The sequence below is a fragment of the Paenibacillus agilis genome, assembly GCF_007786455.1.
GTDB lineage: Bacteria > Bacillota > Bacilli > Paenibacillales > Paenibacillaceae > Paenibacillus_B > Paenibacillus_B agilis.
In genome coordinates this window covers 162467-184713 of the sequence record NZ_VNJK01000002.1, presented here as the reverse complement: position 1 = coordinate 184713, position 22247 = coordinate 162467, and the positions used below count along the sequence as shown (strand labels likewise).

The following is a 22247-nucleotide window of genomic DNA, read 5'->3' as shown; positions in this document are numbered from 1 at the left end:
ATGGCATGGTTTGAGCAAGGACAGATTGCGGTTGTTACCGGTGGATCGAAAGGGATCGGCAAAGCGATTGTTCAAGATTTGGCTAACCAAGGGGTAACGGTTATTTTCACTTATTCGAGTAATGAAAAGGCAGCATTAAACATTGAGGCTGACATAAAGGAGGCTGGAGGCTGTGCTAAGGCAGTACAAGTCAATGTTGCCTATGAACAGGATATCAAACGACTTTTTCAATTAGTGAAGACAGAGTATGGCAGACTTGATATTTTAGTGAATAACGCGGGCATTACGCAAGATGGGTTTTTGGCGGTAATGAGCGAGGCGAAGTGGGATGACGTGCTGCAAGTAAACTTGAAGGGAACGTTCCTGTGCGCACGTGAGGCACTCAAAGTGATGATGAAGCATAAGTCGGGCTCTATTATAAATGTGGCATCGACTAGCGGCATTACAGGCACACCGGGACAAACCAATTATGCTGCTTCAAAGGGTGGTATGATAGCGTTCACAAAGAGCTTGGCTGCCGAAGCCGCGGCGTACCAGATTCGAGCGAATGTTGTAGCACCTGGGTTTATCGAGACAGATATGACAAAAAAAATGGACAAGCAAGTATTGTCAAAGTACATCGAGCATATTCCGCTCAAACGTATAGGGCGTCCAGAAGAAGTAGCACATTTGGTCTCATTTTTAGCCTCAAGCCGAGCTTCCTACATTACGGGCAAAGTGTATACAGTAGATGGCGGAATGGTGAATGGATAGGCTAAGTAACCACCAACCATGTTTGTTATACATATAAAGGGGGATTCACAATTGAAGACGATACTAAATGCTGATGATATTCGCTTGCTTCTACCACATCGCTGGCCATTTCTACTGCTTGACCGTATAGTCGAATTGAAACCTGGCATGAGTGGTGTTGGAATTAAAAACGTTACGGTAAGCGAGCCATTCTTTGAAGGGCATTTCCCGAAAGAATCGATTATGCCGGGGGTTCTTATCGTAGAAGCATTGGCCCAAATGACGGCACTCGTACACATAACAGGAGCTTTATATGAAATACAGCAAGGTGATAGCGAATCAGCTGTTAGCCGCGAAAGTATTCTGAAGTTGATGGCTGGAGAAGGCGAAGATATTTCTTCTAAAGTGGGCTATTTAGCATCAATAAGAGATTTCAAATTTATGAAGCCAGTTGTGCCAGGCGATCAGTTGCTGTTAAAAGTTCAAGTGGGTAGATCGTTAGGCGCACTATATCAAGTAAAGGTATCCGCTATGGTAGATAAGCAAATTGTAGCTGAAGGCAGCTTGAATGTTTCTCACCGTGCAGATCAAGCTTAATAGGCACATAGGGTGTATAGACAAACAACCTTAGCCGCTTAAAGTGACCAAGGTTGCTCGCTATATATATTTAAGGGGAAACATGCTAAGTATTAATCACCACATTCTATGAAGTTGAAACGTTAAAATTTTTTTGAAAGGAGAAGGAAAAAACAAGAAAGAAGCGAATATAAAAGAAATGTCGAAAATGCGACTATTTAATCAGAAAAAAGGGTTGAATGACCGATGTTGTCATCAATTGTAATTTGATTGGAGGGGGAATTGTTCCTAATCTTTTCAACATGTAATGGTGCACACGATTAATACTCATGCTAGTCCAACCTACTTCATGTCTACATACATCATCGCTAATACATCGTTCTATAAGCAAGTCCACACTTTTAATAGCTGATATTCCGAGATTATTCATTTCATTTCTATTTTTCAGTCCTATATCTTTTACGGTTTACGTTTATGAAGTCACACCACAATATATGAATTGAGCGAATTGTAAGCGGTTACTCCTGTACTTGACTTTACCGTTCTATTTAACTGTATCTATTTTCGTGCAGGTTTGCATTCATATCGTTCATTCCACGAAGGAGGAATTCCTATTTATAAGCCGGTAACGATGGAAGTTCCTGTCCGTTACATTGAATGCGATCTCATGGGAGTAGCGCATCATTGTACGTATTTAGTTTGGTTTGAGTTGGGGCGCGTTGAAATTATCCGTGTAATCGGGGGAAAAGCGTTTGTTAACAAAAACAACTTTGTTTTTCCCGTCATTGATATCCAATGTTCTTACAAAGCATCTGCTAGATTCGGTCAAACGGTCATTATCGAAACGATATTAAAGACACCGGAGAAGGCGCTGCTTGAATTTGAATATCGTATTTTCCGTAAATATGGTCGTGAGCTGCTGGCAGAAGGACGTTCTGTTCACACATTGATGAATACAGAGGGTCAGACGATCTATCAGCTGCCAGGAACAATGAGAGAACGAATTGAGCAGTATCATAACGGCACGTTGTGGCAGAAGCAGTGAATGGATTAAATATGTGTATATAGCCTAGGGAGGAATGCATAGATGAATACGTATGAGGCTGGCTTTGCACAGGCAGCAGAGAGAATGGCACTGACAAGTAAAATTAAAGAAATTATCGTACAGCGACTTGATATGGATATTGACCCGGCATTTATTACGGATGACCAACCCATTTTTGGGCGCGGTCTTGGTCTGGATTCTATCGACGCTCTAGAGCTGTTAGTAGCGATTGAAGATGAATTTGGTGTAACGATTTTTGATGATAACATGGCGGTTTTTGGATCTGTAAATAAAGTGGCTGACTATATTGTATCTAATACGAAAGCTGCTTCTTAATAGAGAATTACGCAGTCTTCCAACGGTAACAGATTAACGCTCATACTATGATGAAATCGGGTGATCACATGATAAATGTATTGAACATGTCCGAATTAACGAAAAGTTTATCTGAGCACGGGGTACTTCGTGATGAATCAGGATACGGTGTAATTGCCTCCTTCCAAGGCGCAGAACATGAATATCATGCTTTGCGTAATCATGTTGGCCTAATTGATTTGTCCGCATCAGGTCTTTATGTGATTAGTGGGGAAGATTTCGTTGAGTTTGTCAGTTCTTTGCTAACAAAGGATATTGATTTCCTTGATATAGAAAAAACATTGACTAGTCTCATGCTGGACGAAGATGGGCAGATCATCGATATGGTAAGTGTGTATCGTTTGGAACAGGCCATTCTTATTGAGACATCTGCCGCAAAACGGGATAAAGTGGGAGCCTGGCTTGCTGAACGTAAAAGCGACGGCGTTGAAATTGAGAATTGGAACGCTACAAAAACGATGATCGGATTCGAGGGACCTTATGCGTGGAAACTTGCGCAAACCATTGTTCCATTTGATATTTCCTCGGTTCCCTATCAAGCATTTGTAGAAATCGATCTGGAGGATGAACCGATCGTATTTATCCGTAGTGGGTTCACAGGTGAATATGGATATAAGATCATCGTTCCGCATCATCAAGCGATTTCTACGTGGGAGCAATTGAAAGCATGGGAAGAAGAAGAGGGAGAGCTAGAGATTAAGATAGAGCCTGTTGGTCTCGAAGCGCTTGAGATTGCCATGTTAGAAGTACGTCAGCCTCGTGCTCAGGTTGAAGGTAACGGATTGACGGTATATGAAGCGGCTGTGCAATGGTTTGTAAGTTATCATAAGGAAGCGTATGTAGGTTATTCTGCTTTACAGGAGCAGCTACAACAGGAGAACAAGCAGCATCTCATTGGTTTTACAGCGGACAATACTTTAACTCTTGAAATCGGGAACGCTGTTATGTTGTCCAGTAATAAGGTAGGCCATATCGTTCAACTCGCCTATAGTCCTACACTTGAGAAAAAGCTTGGTTTGGCTTTGTTGGATGATGCATGTGCCGTATCTGGAATTGAGTTAGAGGGTATCAATGAAGCGGGAGAGTCTATTGTGCTAAATACGGTATCTTCCCCTTATGTGCTTCCTAAATCATGGTCCATAAAGATGATATGAGGTGATCCTATGGCAAACGATCAGGTTCAGATTGCGATAACTGGTGTCGGCATCATCTGTGCAAATGGACAAAATATTGATCAGTTCTGGCGCAATGTGACAGCTGGTCAGAGCGGGATACGGCTCGTCACGACGATCGATACGGCAGAGCTTGATGCTAAGCTAGGCGGCGAGGTTGATGGTTTTCGTCCTGAAGACTATTTCTCTGAGGAGGAGCTTCAGCATCTAGATCGTTCAGGCCAATTCGCAGTCATTGCAGCACGTGAAGCTGTTCAAAGAGCAGGGCTTGATATAGCAAGCTTTGATCCTTATCGACTCGGTATCGTACTTGGCACATGTTTAGGTGGATTGAGGAGCGGGGAAGAGTTTCATGAACAATGGATTCGCCAAGGGCTAGAGCATGCAGAAGAGCATTTACTTATGAAATATCCGATGCATGCGCCTTGCGATAATATTGCTCATGATCTCGGATTGAAGGGACCACGAAGTGTAATTGCCAACGCCTGCGCGGCTGGTACAAATTCGATAGGTTATGCGGCAGACATGATTCGTATGGGAGCGGCGGATATTATGCTTACTGGCGGCGTAGATCCATTAGCTCGTCTGTCCTACAGCGGTTTCAATAGCTTGCAGGCACTGAGTGCTGGAGCCTGCGCGCCTTATAGTACAAGTGCAGGCTTGAACTTAGGTGAGGGTGGAGCCATTCTCGTATTAGAGCGTATGGATGTAGCTTTGCAGCGCGGCGCTACGATTATTGCCGAGGTACTCAGCTACGATCTTTCTGCTGATGCCTATCATCAAACAGCGCCTGAACCGGGTGGGGCCGGTGCGCTGCGTTCGATGAAAGGTGCGCTTAGACGTTCTGGTGTTACGGTAGAGGATATTAGTTATATTAACGGACATGGTACAGGGACACCTGCAAATGATTCTTCAGAACCGAAAGCCATGCGTTCTCTCATTCAGGAACAGCGCGTTCCCATATCGTCAACCAAGTCGATGGTAGGGCATATGCTTGGGGCTGCTGGAGCGGCTGAATCGATTGTATCGGCATTGGCCATAAAAGATGGTTATATACCGCCTACGATCAATTTTAACTCCGCAGATCAGAAGTTTGATTTGGACTTTATTCCGAATGAGGGCCGTGAAATAGATGTACAGGTGGCGCTCTCCAACTCGTTTGCATTTGGTGGAAATAATGCAACCATTTTGCTCGGGAAGTCTAATAATCAGTCGGTGGAAAGCTTACCAACTGCACGCAAACGGGTACTTATCACAGGGGTTGGCGGATTAGCCGGAAATGCAGCTAACCTTGAGCAAATGGCGGACCTTGTAGTCCGTGGAGAAAGTGGAGTTAGCCCTATTCGGTTGTTCGATTCAAGCCCTTATCAGCTTCATGAGGCTGGACAAGTCCCTGAACTTGCCTATGCGAAGATGATCAATCCAAGTCTGCTGCGTAAAATGGATACGATTAGTAAGCAAGCTGTAGCGGCTGTAAAAATGGCATTGCTGGATGCAGGGATTGTTGTTAATCGCGCGAATCAGGAGCAAATAGGCGTTATATTTGCGACAGGGACAGGACCCATTGAGACGGTCGATGCCTTTAATCGCGCCATCATAAATGATGGTATTAAAGCGGCAAATGCCAAGCTGTTCCCGAACACAGTTACGAATGCTCCTGCAGGTCATATCGGGTTGAACTTCAATATTAAAGGGCCCACATCTACCATTGCGGCAGGCGGTACTTCATTTATCAATGCGCTTTACTATGCGAACGCCATGATCCAGCTTGGTCAATGCAAGACGGTACTTGTTGTTTCATCGGATGAGTTTAATGAACCGTTATTGGCAGGATATCAGCGTGTTTCAGGTTATTTGAGCAAAAGCGCCATTCGTCCATTTGATAAACATCGAGATGGAGCTGTGTTAGGCAGCGGCAGTTTCTGTTACGTTATTGAGAGTGAAGAAGCAGCTCTAGAGCGTAAAGCAAATGTGAGGGCAGAATTGAAGGGCTTTGGCATGACATCAGATACTCGCCTGCTAGGCGGTATCAATCCACGGGGTACAGAATGGACGGATAGCTTCCGCGCTGCCGTTCATAATGCGGGATTGTCTGCTTCGGACATTGACTACGTGGCAGCGGCAGCCTGTGGACACCGCATTTTTGACTATGCGGAGGCTCATGCTCTGAATCGTGTATTTGGCGGCACGGTTCCTGTGAGTGCACCTAAGTCTTACTTTGGTGAAACACATAGTACGGCAGGAGCTATCGGTTTATGGACAGCTTTAAATGCAATGCAAACCGGTCGTATACCTGCTACGCTCCATTTGAATGAGCCATTGCAGGGCGTCGATGTGGATTTTGTTACAAGCGAGAGACATGAAGTGACAGTTCGTCACGCTATGATTAGCTCATTTGCCTACGGCGGCAGCTACAATTCATTGATTGTAGGTAGGTACGAATAAATACGAATATATAGGTACCTCGAACGTGTTAGGCAGACGTTCGAGGTTTTTTCGTTATACGTTTAATAAACGTACTGATCGTTGCGGGTTAAAGGTGACCATTTCGAGATTAGAGTATGAAGCTAATCCGTCTTCTTTGGCTTTTGCTGAAAGGGAACCGCTGTTTTCGCTTGCTCCAACGTATCATTGACGAATGCCATATCTTGATTTTTGGCATGCATTTTGGTCGTACCCTTATAATTGCCTTGGTGCGTCTTGTTTTCCATTCATGTCATCCTTTCGATACATTTTGTATAGTTCGTTAGTTGCGTTTCTATGGTCGCATATTGTCGCAGTAGTAAGATGCAACTAGGATAAAAAAACTATTCGTTTTCATTGACAATGATACGATTGGTATCGTACTATAGTCTCGTTACATATTGTATCTAAACTGATAAGGTGAGGAGGAGTAGTGCGATGTCTAGTTCTATTTACTATGATGTCAACAAGCGATTATTAGTTTCCTTATTTGTACTTGTGCTGTTATTTATGGGGGTCGTTGCACCGTCTCAGGCTTATGCAAATAAAGCTCCTGAGCAAGCGAATGTGAAAGCTGTTTATGTATGTTCGGACAACAAAGGCTTTGACAAATGGCGTGTATCAAATCATGGTACTTCTGTTGTTAAAGTAAATTGGTTCACAAAGGGTATGCCTGGTTTTGAGGATAGTGGCTTTGAAGTTCTTCAGCCGGGTAAGTCGAATGATGTATTTTCGGTGAAAAGTGAAAAGCGAGACGATCAAGTAACACTTACCATTAAAGATGAGAATTACAGCAAGACTTTGACAACTGCGGTTACAGATCGGAAAGCTTGTGGAGAGACGGAACCACGCGGCAAAATTCAGTTCAGCAAGCCGAATACGTCTGCTGTTGAGGGAGACACTATTAAAATTGCTGTAGAGCGAGTTGGCGGGAAAAAAGGAACTATTGAAGCGACAATATGCTTCTGCAGTGGTTCTGCGAAAGCAGGAAAAGATTTTGTAGATACGATCTTCACTGTTACTTTTAAAGATGGTGAGACTAGCAAAGTATATGAACTGCCGCTTGTCGAAGATAATCAGCCGGAAAAGAAAGAGAACTTTACAGCACTGCTGCAAGGGGATAACGAAGTATTAGGCTTCCGACGTTCCATGATTTTATTTATAACGGATAATGATTAATTGTAAATAGATAGAAGCTGTTTGTTGATGGCGAAAGGCTGTTTCGAAGCTATAAAAAAACGATATAAAAACGAGAAATAAGCTGTTAGTAAGCATGGTCGTTTTTAAAAATGGCACACGGCCTTCCTTATTTAGCAGAATATGTGGATAATACGGAAAAAATCTAGTCGATGACTAGGTTTTTTTTGCGTTGTTGGTTATAATGGTTAAGGAATTTTTGCAGGGCGTGATAAGACACGTCTGGATACGTTGTTAAGGAAACATGTTGTTCTAGTGAGCTTATGTCTTTCTTGCTGGCATAAGTGTGCACGGATTGATTGGATACATGAGATGATGAGAAGGAGAGATATTTGATATGGCACTTAAGGCAGGTATTGTCGGACTTCCGAACGTAGGTAAATCAACACTGTTTAATGCGATCACACAAGCGGGGGCAGAATCTGCAAACTACCCGTTCTGTACGATTGATCCGAATGTAGGGGTTGTAGAAGTTCCAGATGAGCGCTTGGTGAAATTAACAGAGCTTGTTACACCTAACCGTACGGTTCCAACTGCTTTTGAATTCGTTGATATCGCTGGTATCGTACGTGGTGCGAGCAAAGGTGAAGGTTTGGGCAACAAGTTCTTGGCACATATTCGCGAGGTTGATGCGATTGTTCACGTTGTTCGTTGCTTCGAAGACGAGAACATTACACACGTTGATGGTAAAGTTGATCCGATCAGCGATATTCAAACGATTAACCTTGAGCTTATTCTTGCTGACTTGGAGTCTGTAGAGAAGCGTCTTGATCGCTCTAAGAAGAACTTGAAGAGCGGAGATAAGAAAATTGCGTTCGAAGTAGAAGTGTTGGAAAAAGTGAAGGAAGCTCTCTACAACGATACGCCTGTTCGCGGTATCGAGCTAACTGACGATGAGAAGATTGCTATTCGTGAGCTTCATTTGTTGACGATTAAGCCTGTATTGTATGCGGCGAACGTAAGTGAAGATGAAGTGGCCTCTGCGGAAGACAATAAATATGTTGCAAAAGTTCGTGAGTTTGCAGCGGCAGAAAACGCAGAAGTTGTGCCGATCAGTGCGAAGGTAGAAGCAGAGATTGCTGAGCTGGAAGGCGAAGATCGTGACATGTTCCTTGAAGAGCTTGGCTTGGAAGAGTCCGGATTGAACCGTCTTATTAAAGCAGCTTATCGCTTGTTGAACTTGTACACGTACTTCACTGCTGGTGTACAGGAAGTTCGTGCTTGGACAATTCGTAAAGGTATGAAAGCACCTCAAGCGGCTGGTGTTATTCACACTGACTTCGAGCGCGGCTTTATCCGTGCGGAAGTTGTATCTTATGATGACTTGGTTGCTGGCGGTTCTATGAATGTGGTGAAGGAGCAAGGCAAATTGCGTCTTGAAGGTAAAGAGTATGTGGTTCAAGATGGCGATGTTATGCACTTCCGCTTCAACGTTTAATAAATAGTTGTCTTAGACGGCTTAGTACAAATAGATGATGTCGATATGTACACAATAATTGAGGAGAGGGTGAACGTTTCATGTTAGATCGTTTGCAATCGTTGGCTGATCGTTATGATAAGCTAAGCGAGCTACTTTGTGACCCAGATGTAGCTAATGATTCTAAGAAACTTCGCGAATATTCAAAGGAGCAATCTGATCTTCAGCCAACCTATGAAGCATATACGGAATACAAGTCCGTTATGACGGAATTAGAAGCGGCTAAGGCGATGATGCAAGAGAAGCTCGATGATGAAATGCGCGAAATGGTAAAAATGGAAATTGAGGAGCTTTCAGCTCGTCAAAAAGAGCTGGAAGAACGCATTTTCATCTTGCTCTTACCGAAGGACCCGAATGATGATAAGAACGTAATCGTTGAGATTCGTGGTGCAGCAGGCGGTGACGAAGCGGCGTTGTTCGCGGCTGACCTTTATCGCATGTATACACGTTTTGCAGATTCTCAAGGCTGGCGTACAGAGCTTATGGAAGCGAACGTGAACGGCTTGGGCGGCTTCAAAGAGGTTATCTTTATGATTACGGGTAAAGGTGCCTACAGCAAAATGAAATACGAGAGCGGTGCACACCGTGTACAACGTATTCCAGTAACAGAATCTGGCGGACGTATTCATACATCGACTTCTACAGTGGCAGTAATGCCTGAAATTGATGATTTCGAGATCGAGATTCACGATAAAGATATTCGTGTTGATACGTTCTGCTCCTCTGGTGCAGGCGGTCAGTCTGTTAATACAACGAAGTCTGCGGTACGTGTAACACACGTTCCAACGGGCATTGTAGCACAGTGTCAGGACGGTAAGTCACAGCACGAGAATAAAGACAAGGCGCTTCAAGTTCTACGCGCACGTATCTACGATATTAAGCGTCAAGAAGAAGAAGCGAAGTACGCGGGTGAGCGTAAGAGCAAAGTTGGTACAGGTGATCGCAGTGAGCGTATCCGTACGTACAACTTCCCGCAAAGCCGCGTAACCGATCACCGTATCGGTCTTACTTTGCACAAGCTTGAGACAGTCATGAATGGCGATATGGAAGAGATTGTTCAAGCGCTGACTGTGACAGAGCAAGCTGAAATTATGGAGAGAGAGAATCAATGAGTGAGCGGAACCTGATTGACGGACCGTTACAGCCGTTCTCTCTTATTCCTCCACTTACGATAAGAGAAGCCTGGGTTCAGGCTTCTTCTTATTTATCTGCTTCTGGTGTTGAGGATGCTGGACACCATGCGGAGCTGCTGCTGCGACATGCGCTCACTTGGGAGCGCGTTACGTACTTAATGCGGATGCAAGATGAATTCCCTGCTGCGAGCCATGAATCCTACCGTGAGATGATTCAACGCCGAGGTCGTGGAGAGCCGACTCAGTACATTATTGGTGAGGCATATTTCTATGGACTAAGCTTTCGAGTGACGCCGGACGTCCTGATTCCTCGTCCTGAAACGGAATTGCTCGTAGAGGCCGTACTGGAAGAGGCGGAACGTCTATGGGGACGAACGGCTTCCATCCGTGCTGCTGATGTAGGCACAGGCAGTGGTGCTATTGCTTGTGCATTAGCATCAGAGCGCTCTTCTTGGCATGTCAGGGCGGTTGATATATCGGCCGCAGCCTTGAGAGTGGCACGTTCCAATGCGCAGCAGTTGGGCGTAGTAGAGCGCTTGGAGTGGCTGGAAGGTGATCTGTTACTGCCTCTTGAAGGTATTGAGCTGGATGTGCTCGTATCTAATCCTCCGTATATCCCTGATGAGGATAGAGCGGGATTGATGCGCGAGGTGCGTGACTATGAGCCGCACACCGCTTTGTTCGGCGGCGAGGATGGTCTGGAACCGTATCGTCGCATGATGGCTATGCTGCCCCGATTAGCATCCTTGCCGCGCATAGTTGCCTTTGAACTTGGTCGTGGTCAGGCGCAGGATGTGGCTGCACTCGTGCGCGAAGCTGGTTACCCGCATATCCGTATCGTTAATGATCTGGCAGGGATAGAGCGGCATGTGTTAGGTATTCTGGATTAGCGATCTTTAGCTAAAAGAATAATAATGCTCAACATACTTACTGCGATAATACCGCATGAGTTAAGGGATTTTAAGTGCTTAGATAGGCGGGCGATGCTCGCCTATTTTTTATTTTTGTGGATGGATGTCGTTACATTATCTTTTGGGGAGTGCATTATTTTCGTGGAGGTGGATCTGGAGGATATTACATTGATTTAGCATTTACTTCTTAAATAAAGAAGACATGCCAAATCCTTTTGCTTGAATGAACAAGTATTCAAATATTTTATATGAATTTATGAGCTTATAAAGTTAGCACTTATGAAATGAAACTTTTGATCTTAAGCTCAAGTTTTAATTTTATGGGAAGTGTATGTGTACAGGAGAAAAGTGGTGGAAATGTCTTTGCAAAAGTGGACACTGGAAAAAATAGAGCTGTTGTCTTCATGGGATCAACATGTAGGGAGCGAATTGGAATAATCTCAATATATGGTATACTCAGAGTCGTTTTTCTTGCTAAGAGAATATAAGTCTTTTTAAAAATACATGTCCACTTTTGCTAGGACAAATCTATCGATTTGTGCGTAAGGAAGAGACGGTGTTTAGGGTGAGGAAATGAGAGTGATTGACGTACATTAGAGTGACGTAAAGTATGTACAGTAATGTACTGTAACGTACTGCACAGTGAAGTTCAGTAAATATAGTTCAGTAAATTCCGGCATGTTGAGTAGAGGATCATCATATATGATAGCCTTGCTTTGCTAAGAAGTATAAATGTTAGAGTTGGAGAGTACTGGAGTAGAATATATTTTTAATAGTTTCATAGGTTTAGCGTTGAGAGGTTGGGGACATAATGATGGCTAAGAGGCGCGCCCAACCTCACAAGGAGCATAACCGTTATGAAACGTCGCACTTGGCTGAACATGCTGATGCTGACAGCTTTGGCTGTTGGTATCGTGATGAGTTGGGATGGAAATGGAACGACCGTACAAGCTAATTCTGCAATGGAGCAAGGAGCACAAGGAACGGAAAAAAGTAGTTCTGACAATCAATTGATGGGAACGGTAGCGAGAAGCTCAAAAGCCGAAGAAGCTCAAGAAGCTATTCCTGAAGATGCTATCCGACTTCGCATACTAGCTCATTCAGATGAAGAGGCAGATCAGGCTGTAAAGAGACAGGTGCGGGATGCTGTTGTCGAAGCGATGAATGGTTGGCTAGAAGAAGGCAGCACGCCGCGTTCCCGTGAAGAGGCAAAAAATTGGATTGAATCACATCTCGAACAAATTCAAAATATTGCAGATGAAGTGGTTGCAGAAGCGGGATATGCTTACGGAGTAAAGGCGGAGTTGAAGGTTGTTCCGTTCCCGGCGAAGTTGTACGGTGGTCAAGCTTATCCAGCCGGTAACTATGAAGCTTTACGGATTACATTAGGCAGCGGTGAAGGTCAGAACTGGTGGTGTGTATTATTTCCGCCATTATGTTTTGTAGATGGTACACAAGGAACAGCTGTTGCAGCTGAAACTGGTAAGGCGGAAGTAGCTGGAGCGGCAGATACGATAGAATCAGGAACGTCGTCAACGAAGTCGGAAGTGCCTGCAACTGCAGGAGCTGAAGCTGGAACAGCGGAACGGGAAGTGCGTTTTTTCTTATGGGATGTTCTTGTATCAATTTTTGAATGGGTGAGCAACGTAGTTCAGTCCTTATTTTAAAATCTGATGTGATATGTATTAGGGATGCAGCGACAAGAGTTTATCAGGAGAATGAATTTGGTTTACCCGGTTGCTAAGTGTACTAAGGAATTGATTATCATTGTTTCACGGCTATCATTTCATTATAATTAATATCTAGTTGAGGTTCATATCAGGTCGAAATGAGATATACAGTCGACAAGCGAAGGTGCCGATCGCAGAGTACCGCGGAGACTGTTTTGTATAGAAGGATGTCTTGTTTTAAGTAAGTTCTAAGTACGCTCTAAGTACGTTCTAAGCAAGAACCACTACAGTAATTGATACCGATTTATATTTAGAAAAAGATCCGAGAGAATCGACAGGAAGATGCCGCTGAACCCGGCATCTTCTTTCTTACGGTTTGGCTATTCTTGATGATGAATATAGCGATTAGCAGTGAAAATACATTAGTTTGGCAGTGTCTGCTGATAAATAGAGTATTTAAATGTTGTACAGTGACAGGAGGCAATAGGCATCATGACAGTAAATAATAAGGATCCACAATACAGTGGATTTGGATCGCTGCCGAAAGAGCAAACAAAAGTATGGCACCTGCAAGGAGCAGAACCAGCGGAGGAAGAGCAGTGGATTCAGGAAGCGGCATTGTGTTTGGCGGAAGGGAAGACGGTGGCTTTTCCGACAGAGACAGTGTACGGCTTAGGTGCGGACGCCACATCTACGGAAGCTGTGGAGTCCATTTTCGCAGCAAAAGGAAGACCTTCTGATAATCCGCTTATTGTGCATATTGCGCATCGAGAACAGCTCGATAATCTCGTACTGCCGTATAATGAGCTTGCTTGTCGTCTCATGGAACACTTCTGGCCAGGTCCATTGACATTGGTTCTGCCTGCTCGACCAGGAGCGGTTTCTCCGCGAGTGACCGCAGGTCTGTCAACAGTAGCGGTGCGCATGCCGGATCATGAGGTTGCGCTTCGCCTTATTGCTGCGTCAGGCAAACCAATTGCGGCCCCAAGTGCCAATCGATCAGGTCGGCCAAGCCCAACACGTGCTGAGCATGTTGAGACGGACTTAGCGGGACGAATTGCAGGTGTTGTCGACGGTGGTTCAACGGGTGTTGGCGTAGAGTCTACGGTTGTGGAACTTGACGGTGATCGTATCCATGTACTGCGTCCAGGCGGTGTAACGTTGGATATGTTAGCAGAGCTTGGTGCACCTGTTACGGTTGATCGTGCAGTTGACCCGACATTAGTGGCTGCTGAAGTTGCTACAAACCATGAGCATTCTGGCCAAGATAACATTCTGACAGAGTCTGCGTCAGCTGAAAATGAAACAGTAAGCATTGAGAGCAATACAGTGAACATAGATAGTGCAGATATAGAGCAACTGCCACCACGTGAGTTGGTTGTGGAACCTGCGAAGGATGGTCAGGTGTCTGCATCAAAGCCAGATGCGGCCGCTCCGCGCTCGCCTGGTATGAAATACGCACATTATGCGCCGCAGGGCACGATGTATCTCGTGCAGGGCGATAATGATCAAGCGGTGTCGGCCTACATTCAAGCCGACCTCGACGACGCGAAGCAGCGCGGTGAAATGACAGGCGTGCTCACCTTTCATGAGCATGCCGATCGCTACCGCGCTGACGTCGTCGTGGAGCTGGGCAGCTTGCAGCAGCTCGAGCAGGCTGCTCAGTTGCTGTACGATGCGCTCCGCCGCTTCGATGAAGCGGGCGCAACGTACATTGCCGCCGAGACATGTCCAGCAGATGGAATCGGCTTAGCGGTGATGAACCGCCTTGTAAAAGCCGCCGGACACCGTCTCGTCCGCGTGCCATAACGTACGCGTCATATACGCCTTTCGTTCCAGTGGAACGAGGGCGACCCAGACAGAGGAGGCCAGCGCCGCAGATTGCTGGCCTCCTCTGTCATGATTCCCTCCTTGTCCGCATAGGCTGAATTAGATATCGGACAAGGAGGGGAAGTGCTTGGGAGACATAATGGCTGTTCCGTTCGGCCAGTTAATGACAATCTTGATTATGGCGTTAGCGCTCGGTTGCGATGCGTTTTCCCTCTGTTTAGGTATCGGGATGAAGGGGATGCGGGCGGTTGATATGGTACGCATTAGCAGTAGCATCGCTCTTTTTCATATAGCTATGCCACTACTGGGATTGTTAACTGGTGCCTATATGAGCGCGGTGTTGGGGCAGCTTACGAGTTATGCAGCTGGAGCGCTCTTACTCTTGTTGGGCATACATATGATATATAGTACGCTGAAAGGTGATTCCGCGGGCTTATTCCAGACAAGCACATGGTGGGGGACATTAATATTTGCGCTAAGCGTCAGCGTTGATTCTTTTTCCGTTGGTGTATCGCTTGGTATGTTCCAATGGAATTTATTGCTCACCGTCGCGTTGTTCGGGATATTTGGTGGAATGATGGCTATATTGGGACTAAAGCTGGGACAACTTGTTGGCCAGCGTATAGGTGAGTATGGTGAGGCAATAGGAGGAGCAGTCCTGCTCGTTTTTGGCATCCTCTTTTTGATTCCTTCGTAGAATCGGGTACAATAGATATAAAGCGCTTGGGCGCATGAAAATGTACCGTGGAGGGACAACGATGACACGCATCTTATTTGTATGCACTGGCAACACATGCCGCAGTCCGATGGCAGAATCCCTGCTGCGTCATATGGCGTCTCAACGCGGGATCGCGGTGGAAATACGTTCGGCTGGAGTCGCAGCAATGGATGGTATGCCGATGTCTAGGCATGCACAGACGGTATTGCATGAACGGAATATGACGAATGAATCTTTTGCCTCCCGTTCTTTGGAGAAAGGCACTGTCGATTGGGCGGATATTATATTAACTCTTACCTCAAGTCACAAACAGCATGTGATCCACCAATTCGAGGGTGCAGCTGATAAAGTATTTACGCTGAAAGAATATGTGGAAGAGAACAACACGTCCAATCAAAATGAACAAATCCATCAGGAGCTGCATTCCCTGATGGCAGAATTGCAGCTGAAGTTGTCGATGGGAGAACAGCCGTCTGAACTGGAAATTGCAAGAGTCTATCAATTACAAGCACGTATGCCTAGTTTGGACATCCAAGATCCATACGGAGGAAACCTAGACCAGTATCGATTGACAGCGGATGAAATTCGAACAGCATTAGAGCGTGTTTTGGACAAGCTTGACCAAAAATAAATTGAATTTGTTATTGGTTTGCGATATGATTCAATTATCAAACGCGAGGTTCGATGTAACTGGCGACAAGAGTGGAGAAATACCACGATGGAGCATCGAATAATACGGCCGGTCGCCTGGGCAGAAGAGCAAGTGTACGCATATGCGTATGCTTAGCTCTTTTTTTGTTATCTGCACACCTCTCCGTCAAGGATTTAGCGCATTTGGATGTTAATCCCTTGTGACGAATTTGCGAGAAATGCGTCTTTTTCTACAAAATTCGTTATAATAGTGGCATAAACCGTAGGAGGGATTCTTGCTATGAAAATTGCAATCGGAGCAGACCACGCAGGTGTGCGTTTGAAACAAGATATTATTGAAGTAATTCAACAAATGGGACATGAGGTACAGGACTACGGCTGCGATTGCAACCAATCTGTCGACTATCCAGATTATGCATTGCCAGTAGCAGAGGCAGTTGTTAATAAAGAAGCAGATAGGGGTATCCTCATTTGCGGAACAGGTATTGGTATGTCCATTGCAGCGAACAAAGTGACAGGCATTCGCTGTGCGCTTGTTACCGATCTTTTCTCCGCTCAAGCGACACGCGAACATAACGATACGAATGTGTTGGCTCTTGGAGAGCGTGTAACAGGTCCAGGTGTAGCACAAGAAATCGTGAAAGTATGGCTGTCTACGGAGTTTAGCCAGGGTGAGCGTCATGCAGGCCGCTTGAACAAAGTAGCCCAAATCGAGCGCAAATATCACGCAGCTCCTTAAGCGGAAAGGAGACTCATCATGCAGCATCCAGATCAACTTGAGTCCATTCGTGCCGAAGCGGAGCTAGCGGCAAATGCTCTAGTAGAGGCTGCTGAGTTGCGACCAGGTCAAATCGTGGTCATCGGTTGCAGCACAAGTGAAGTGATTGGAGAACGCATTGGCACATCTGGAACACTAGATGTAGCACGTGCGCTCTATGAGGGATTGCAAGTTCTTCAATCTCGATATCAATTACAGCTGGCATTTCAATGCTGCGAGCATTTGAATCGGGCATTGGTTATAGAGCGTTCACTGTGCGAAACTATGCGCTTAGAAGAAGTCGGTGCAATTCCGGTGCCTCGGGCAGGAGGTTCCATGCCTTCCATCGCTTATCGCAATATGAGCGATCCGTGTGTGGTAGAACATCTGTCTGCACATGCGGGCATGGATATTGGGGAAACACTAATTGGTATGCATTTGCGTCATGTGGCTGTGCCGTTACGAACCGCTGTCCGGACGATTGGAGCTGCCCGAGTTACAATGGCAACGAGTCGCCCTAAGCTAATCGGAGGCGAGCGAGCTGTATATAGGCTCGAACAAGATAGTGACAATGATACATTAGGCAGCTGTACGTAACGGTTGCGTGAATCCATTATTATTCGAACATGGAACAATCACAGTAATGGAATTGATTTGCTCACGGAACGATAACTGAACTACATAGTCGTTTCGGTCAATTTATATAAAAGCGTTGAGCATAATTGAAGTATGGATGAATTGTGGGAGGGATACGTCGATGGTAGATTTCTTGAGAAAGCAAGACCCAGAGGTATTGAAGGCAATGGATTTGGAGCTGCAGCGTCAGCGTCACAACATCGAGCTTATCGCATCTGAGAACATTGTGAGCGAAGCAGTTATGGAAGCAATGGGAACAGTGTTGACGAACAAATATGCGGAAGGCTATCCTGGTCGTCGTTACTATGGTGGTTGCGAGCACGTCGACATCGTAGAAGATCTCGCACGTGACCGTGCGAAAGAATTGTTCGGAGCTGAACATGCAAATGTGCAGCCGCATTCTGGTGCTCAAGCGAATATGGCTGTTTATTTAGCAGCACTGAAACCTGGAGATACGGTTCTAGGTATGAACTTGGCGCATGGTGGTCACTTGACGCACGGAAGTCCAGTTAATGCTTCAGGTGTGCTTTACAACTTCGTAGATTATGGTGTGGATCAAGAAACGTTCCGCATCGATTATGAGGAAGTACGCAAGGCAGCATTCAAGCACCGTCCGAAAATGATCGTAGCAGGTGCAAGTGCATACCCACGCGTGATCGACTTTGAAGCACTTGCTGCTATCGCTAATGATGTAGGTGCGCTATTCATGGTCGATATGGCTCATATCGCGGGTCTTGTTGCAGCAGGTTTGCATCCTAACCCAGTTCCACACGCGCATTTCGTAACGACAACAACACACAAGACGCTTCGCGGACCTCGCGGTGGCTTGATTCTTTGCCGTAAGCCATGGGCTGCTGCAATCGATAAGTCTGTATTCCCAGGTACGCAAGGCGGGCCGCTTATGCATGTTATCGCTGCAAAAGCAGTTGCATTGGGTGAAGCTTTGCAACCAGAATTTAAGGAATATGCACAAAAAGTTGTCAGCAATGCTCAAGTGTTGGCTGAAGAGCTGCAAGCTCGCGGTTTGAATTTGGTATCCGGCGGTACGGATAACCATTTGATGCTTATCGATACACGCAGCGTTAACATTACAGGTAAAGATGCTGAAAAAGTGCTTGATTCTGTCGGCATCACTTGTAATAAAAATGCGATCCCATTCGACCCAACGAGCCCGTTCATTACGAGCGGTATTCGCGTTGGTACGCCAGCAGCAACAGCGCGTGGCATGAATGAAGAAGCAATGCGTGTTATTGCAGAAGTAATTGCGATGACGTTGAAAAATCCTACGGATGAAGCAACGTTGGAACAAGCTCGTGGCAAAGTGCGTGCATTGACGGATCAGTATCCACTGTATACACAGTTGTCCTACGACGCATAAGCGCAATCATATTTGTACTTGCAAGGTAAATAACATTATCTATACTTGTATCGTATAACCTATGTGAAGTCTGCATGATATGACGTGCTTATGTATAGGTTTGACCACCGTTCGTTGCCCTAGAGGCGGCGGACGGTTTTTTTATGAAGATTTTATAAAATGAAATATTGATCCGTTTTTGAAATGTCAGCGTATAATATAGTAATGGTTAAAGAGGAGGGGTAACAGATGGAGGCAATATTAATAGTCTTTGCTATTATTTTCGTTTTACTGCTTGTTATTACATTTTCGTCTCCCAAAGCAAGAAATAGACGATCGAACAAGGAAAAACCCTATATAGGGACTGCCCCAGCCTATCTTGGTGTAGATCACAGCCATCCTGTGTACCCGCTTGTTAAGCATTATTTACATAGCTGGACTTCGGAATACGAGGAGCGTCTTAAGCTCCGAATGCTTGAGGAATTTTCGGGTATGACAGATTCGGAATACAGTTGGCGCAAGTTAGAATTGGATCGGTATTTTGTAATATGCGCTATGTTAAAAGAAGTACCTATGTTCAGCAGTAAAGTCGATGCAGTATGGCATGAAATGCTTATGTTTACAAGCCATTATGACCAATGGTCAACACGTTATATTGGAGAAAAAATTCATCATGAGCCTGCAGTTACGGTGAATCCGACTCCTCATTTACGTGCATGGTTTGATTGGGTATATAGTCAATTGTTCACACCAACCGAATATACAGAGCAGTTGTGGGGGAAGTTTTTCCGTTATCCGCTGGACCCTGTTTTTCAGCAGGAATTCGTTCATTCGGATTGGGAACAATTAGAGCGCCGGATGTTTCGCAGTAGTTGTTGGAAAAAGGCTCCTGAGGCAAGAGAGGCAGCGACCTATTTAATCCAACAAGCTCGGTTGCAAATGCAGCAAGCTGATGAATGGCGTGATATGAAAAGTGTTCGGGATTTGCGTTATCGATTGGAGGATCGCCAAGGTCATCTTGTCTCACGCCAACAATCACAGCAAGATAACAGTTATCTTCAGTGGGGACTGGCGGCTTCGGTTATGTTTATTGCGTCAACGACGGATCATGTCAATTATGAAGAAGAGATGTCAGAAAACGATAAGAGCAACTGTTCAACGGGAGCAAGCGCTTGTGGTTCATCGAGTGGTGACTATGGCAGCAGTAATAGTGAAGGAAGTGGCAGCGGCGATTCTGGCTCCAGCTCCAGCTGTGGCAGCTCATGCGGCTCGGGGTGCGGCAGTTCTTAATTATCGTTTTTTATAGCGATATGTAATCTGTCACGGAAGGTCGAGTAGCAAATAGGGTAAGCTTCAATTGTGCATCCTATGAAAATGTGAGCGGACTAAGAAATGGGAGGCTCTTTAACGTGCAGTCAATAGGTAAAAATGTTATAATAAAGGCTGTTTGAAGACGGACGAGTGTAATGTAACTGTTTGCATTCAACGATGAGAGTAAATTGCGGAGGGAACTATTTATTATGAGCAAACTGGTCATTTGTGATCATCCATTAATTCAGCACAAAGTAACATTGATTCGTGACAAAAAAACATCGACAAAAGATTTCCGTGAACTGGTTGATGAAGTTGCAACATTGATGGCATATGAGATTACGCGTAATCTTCCATTGCAGACAACGATTGTTGAGACACCCGTAGCGAAGACAGAAGCTAAAATTGTAGCGGGAAGAATGCTTGGCTTGATTCCGATCTTGCGTGCTGGCCTTGGCATGGTAGAAGGTGTCGTTAAGCTAATTCCAGGTGCGAAAATTGGCCACGTAGGTCTATTCCGCGACCCTGAAACGATGCAGCCAGTTGAGTACTACACGAAGTTGCCTACAGATGTACAAGAGCGTCAGCTGATCGTTATCGATCCGATGTTGGCAACAGGTGGATCTGCTATTGCAGCTATCGACTCTTTGAAGAAGCGTGATTGCACGCAAATTAAGCTTATGTGCTTGATTGCTGCTCCTGAAGGTGTACAAGCTGTTCAAGAAGCGCATCCTGATGTAGATATCTACTTGGCTGCTCTTGATGAGAAGCTTGATGATCATGGCTACATTGTACCTGGTCTTGGTGATGCAGGAGATCGCTTGTTTGGCACAAAGTAATAAACTAGACAAAGCGGCATGCCGAATAGGCTGCCGCTTACATTCATGATGATATATATCGGAGGATTGACCTATGAGCAAAATTAAAGTCATGACGGTATTCGGTGTTCGACCGGAAGCGATTAAGATGGCTCCATTGATTTTGGAACTGCAAAAGCATCCAGAGCATATTGAGTCTATCGTGTGCGTAACGGCTCAGCATCGTCAAATGCTTGACCAGGTGCTTGAAGTATTCAAGATTACGCCGGATTATGATTTAGACATTATGCAGAAGCAGCAATCTTTAAATGACATTTCCATTCGAGTTCTTCAAGGTCTTGAGCCAGTACTTCGTGAAGCAAAGCCGGATATCGTGCTTGTTCATGGAGATACGTTGACGACATTCTTGGCAAGCTATGCGTCATTCATGCAGCAGATCAAAATTGGTCATGTTGAAGCTGGGTTGCGTACTTGGAATAAAATGTCTCCTTATCCTGAGGAGATGAACCGTCAGTTGACTGGCGTTATGGCTGACTTACATTTTGCCCCAACAGATTGGTCGGCTGGCAACCTACGCAAAGAAAACAAATCAGAATCATCGATTTATGTCACAGGCAACACGGCAACAGATGTGTTTCAATATACAGTACGGGATGATTATGAGCATGAAGTGCTAGATTGGGCGAAGGGTAAGCGCCTTATTCTAATGACTGCGCATCGCCGCGAGTCGCAAGGTGAACCGCACCGTAATATTTTCCGTGCTGTACGTCGCATTGCAGATGAATTCGAAGATATTGCTATCGTTTATCCGGTACATCCAAGCCCTGCTGTGCGTGAACCAGCTCATGAAATGTTGGGTGATCATCCGCGTATTAAGCTTATTGAGCCATTGGATGTGGTGGACTTCCACAATATCTATCCGCATACGCATTTGATTCTGACAGATTCCGGTGGTATGCAGGAAGAAGCGCCGTCATTCGGTGTTCCTGTACTTGTATTGCGAGATACGACAGAGCGTCCTGAAGGAATCGAAGCTGGTACATTAGAGTTGGTAGGTACCGAAGAAGAGCAGGTTTACGCGCGTACGAAGGCGTTGCTTGAAGATTCTGCTACTTATGAGCGCATGAGCCAAGCGGCAAATCCGTATGGTGATGGCAAAGCTTCTGCGAGAATTGTCAGTGCGATTCTTCACAGCTTCGGTATAAACGAAGAAAGACCTGAGCCATTTCACACAAAGTTCACAATTTAATGCGATAGGCTCTTCTCTTTAAAAACGGTTCAGCATACAGTAGTACTGTACGGTTTGTGCGAGAGTCGTACAAGCCGTACAGTTTGGACAGTTGTCTACAAAACGTGGCAAAATCTGGCTAACATTCGTTGACAAGTTCTTATAGTATTAAGTAAAATGAATGGGAATT

The 22247-nt window shown here is 45.2% G+C and carries 21 protein-coding genes and 1 riboswitch; of the genes, 20 read left to right on the top strand and 1 reads right to left on the bottom strand.

Annotation, left to right across the window (positions count from 1 at the left end; translation table 11 throughout):
• The 6 genes from fabG (at position 1) to FPZ44_RS17220 (ending at position 6345) form a co-directional block, all read left to right on the top strand.
• Positions 1-753, top strand: a complete 753-nt coding sequence (fabG, locus tag FPZ44_RS17245; RefSeq protein ID WP_144992102.1) for a 3-oxoacyl-[acyl-carrier-protein] reductase — start codon at positions 1-3, stop codon at positions 751-753.
• A gap of 51 nt (positions 754-804) precedes the next feature.
• Positions 805-1329 (top strand): 3-hydroxyacyl-ACP dehydratase FabZ, encoded by a 525-nt coding sequence (fabZ, locus tag FPZ44_RS17240; RefSeq protein ID WP_144992100.1) that lies wholly within the window; start codon positions 805-807, stop codon positions 1327-1329.
• Positions 1330-1882: 553 nt separating this feature from the next.
• Complete coding sequence (locus FPZ44_RS17235) at positions 1883-2353, top strand: acyl-CoA thioesterase (protein ID WP_144992098.1); 471 nt, start codon at positions 1883-1885, stop codon at positions 2351-2353.
• Between the two features lie 42 nt (positions 2354-2395).
• Positions 2396-2689: an acyl carrier protein gene (locus tag FPZ44_RS17230; protein ID WP_028593862.1), complete on the top strand. Its 294-nt coding sequence runs from the start codon at positions 2396-2398 to the stop codon at positions 2687-2689.
• Between the two features lie 68 nt (positions 2690-2757).
• Entirely contained in the window at positions 2758-3882 is a 1125-nt protein-coding gene (locus tag FPZ44_RS17225; protein ID WP_186786117.1) for an aminomethyl transferase family protein, read from the top strand.
• A gap of 9 nt (positions 3883-3891) precedes the next feature.
• Positions 3892-6345, top strand: a complete 2454-nt coding sequence (locus FPZ44_RS17220; RefSeq protein WP_144992094.1) for a beta-ketoacyl-[acyl-carrier-protein] synthase family protein — start codon at positions 3892-3894, stop codon at positions 6343-6345.
• 122 nt (positions 6346-6467) lie between these two features.
• On the opposite strand, the gene FPZ44_RS26515 is transcribed toward FPZ44_RS17220, so the two are convergent.
• Entirely contained in the window at positions 6468-6611 is a 144-nt protein-coding gene (locus FPZ44_RS26515; protein ID WP_186786116.1) for a hypothetical protein, read from the bottom strand.
• A 190-nt stretch (positions 6612-6801) separates the two neighbouring features.
• Here FPZ44_RS26515 and FPZ44_RS17215 point away from each other — a divergent pair, with 190 nt between their 5' ends.
• The 14 genes from FPZ44_RS17215 to wecB all read left to right on the top strand — a co-directional run bounded on the left by FPZ44_RS17215 (position 6802) and on the right by wecB (position 22078).
• Entirely contained in the window at positions 6802-7542 is a 741-nt protein-coding gene (locus FPZ44_RS17215) for a Calx-beta domain-containing protein (RefSeq protein WP_144992092.1), read from the top strand.
• A 355-nt stretch (positions 7543-7897) separates the two neighbouring features.
• Complete coding sequence (gene ychF, locus FPZ44_RS17210; RefSeq protein ID WP_144992090.1) at positions 7898-8998, top strand: redox-regulated ATPase YchF; 1101 nt, start codon at positions 7898-7900, stop codon at positions 8996-8998.
• An 80-nt stretch (positions 8999-9078) separates the two neighbouring features.
• Positions 9079-10149: a peptide chain release factor 1 gene (prfA, locus tag FPZ44_RS17205; protein ID WP_144992088.1), complete on the top strand. Its 1071-nt coding sequence runs from the start codon at positions 9079-9081 to the stop codon at positions 10147-10149.
• Positions 10146-11060, top strand: a complete 915-nt coding sequence (gene prmC / locus FPZ44_RS17200; protein ID WP_144992086.1) for a peptide chain release factor N(5)-glutamine methyltransferase — start codon at positions 10146-10148, stop codon at positions 11058-11060. The genes prfA and prmC overlap by 4 nt, the downstream gene beginning before the upstream one ends.
• Positions 11061-11938: 878 nt before the next feature.
• Complete coding sequence (spoIIR, locus tag FPZ44_RS17195) at positions 11939-12748, top strand: stage II sporulation protein R (RefSeq protein WP_144992084.1); 810 nt, start codon at positions 11939-11941, stop codon at positions 12746-12748.
• 495 nt (positions 12749-13243) lie between these two features.
• Positions 13244-14560, top strand: coding sequence for an L-threonylcarbamoyladenylate synthase (locus FPZ44_RS17190; RefSeq protein WP_144992082.1), 1317 nt, complete (start codon positions 13244-13246; stop codon positions 14558-14560).
• A 160-nt stretch (positions 14561-14720) separates the two neighbouring features.
• The gene (locus FPZ44_RS17185; protein WP_144992720.1) at positions 14721-15278 is read left to right on the top strand and encodes a manganese efflux pump MntP; all 558 of its coding nucleotides are present in this window, start codon (positions 14721-14723) and stop codon (positions 15276-15278) included.
• Positions 15279-15339: 61 nt separating this feature from the next.
• Complete coding sequence (locus FPZ44_RS17180) at positions 15340-15930, top strand: low molecular weight protein arginine phosphatase (RefSeq protein WP_144992080.1); 591 nt, start codon at positions 15340-15342, stop codon at positions 15928-15930.
• A gap of 45 nt (positions 15931-15975) precedes the next feature.
• A riboswitch (ZMP/ZTP riboswitch) is annotated at positions 15976-16059 on the top strand.
• A 171-nt stretch (positions 16060-16230) separates the two neighbouring features.
• A complete protein-coding gene (gene rpiB / locus FPZ44_RS17175; RefSeq protein ID WP_144992078.1) occupies positions 16231-16689 on the top strand; it encodes a ribose 5-phosphate isomerase B in 459 nt (152 codons plus the stop codon).
• An 18-nt stretch (positions 16690-16707) separates the two neighbouring features.
• The gene (locus tag FPZ44_RS17170) at positions 16708-17304 is read left to right on the top strand and encodes a TIGR01440 family protein (protein WP_144992076.1); all 597 of its coding nucleotides are present in this window, start codon (positions 16708-16710) and stop codon (positions 17302-17304) included.
• Positions 17305-17464: 160 nt separating this feature from the next.
• Positions 17465-18721, top strand: coding sequence for a serine hydroxymethyltransferase (gene glyA, locus FPZ44_RS17165; RefSeq protein ID WP_144992074.1), 1257 nt, complete (start codon positions 17465-17467; stop codon positions 18719-18721).
• Positions 18722-18949: 228 nt separating this feature from the next.
• The gene (locus FPZ44_RS17160; RefSeq protein ID WP_144992072.1) at positions 18950-19990 is read left to right on the top strand and encodes a glycine-rich domain-containing protein; all 1041 of its coding nucleotides are present in this window, start codon (positions 18950-18952) and stop codon (positions 19988-19990) included.
• Between the two features lie 230 nt (positions 19991-20220).
• Positions 20221-20850: a uracil phosphoribosyltransferase gene (gene upp / locus FPZ44_RS17155; RefSeq protein ID WP_144992070.1), complete on the top strand. Its 630-nt coding sequence runs from the start codon at positions 20221-20223 to the stop codon at positions 20848-20850.
• 73 nt (positions 20851-20923) lie between these two features.
• Positions 20924-22078 (top strand): non-hydrolyzing UDP-N-acetylglucosamine 2-epimerase, encoded by a 1155-nt coding sequence (gene wecB, locus FPZ44_RS17150; protein WP_144992068.1) that lies wholly within the window; start codon positions 20924-20926, stop codon positions 22076-22078.
• Positions 22079-22247 lie beyond the last annotated feature (169 nt).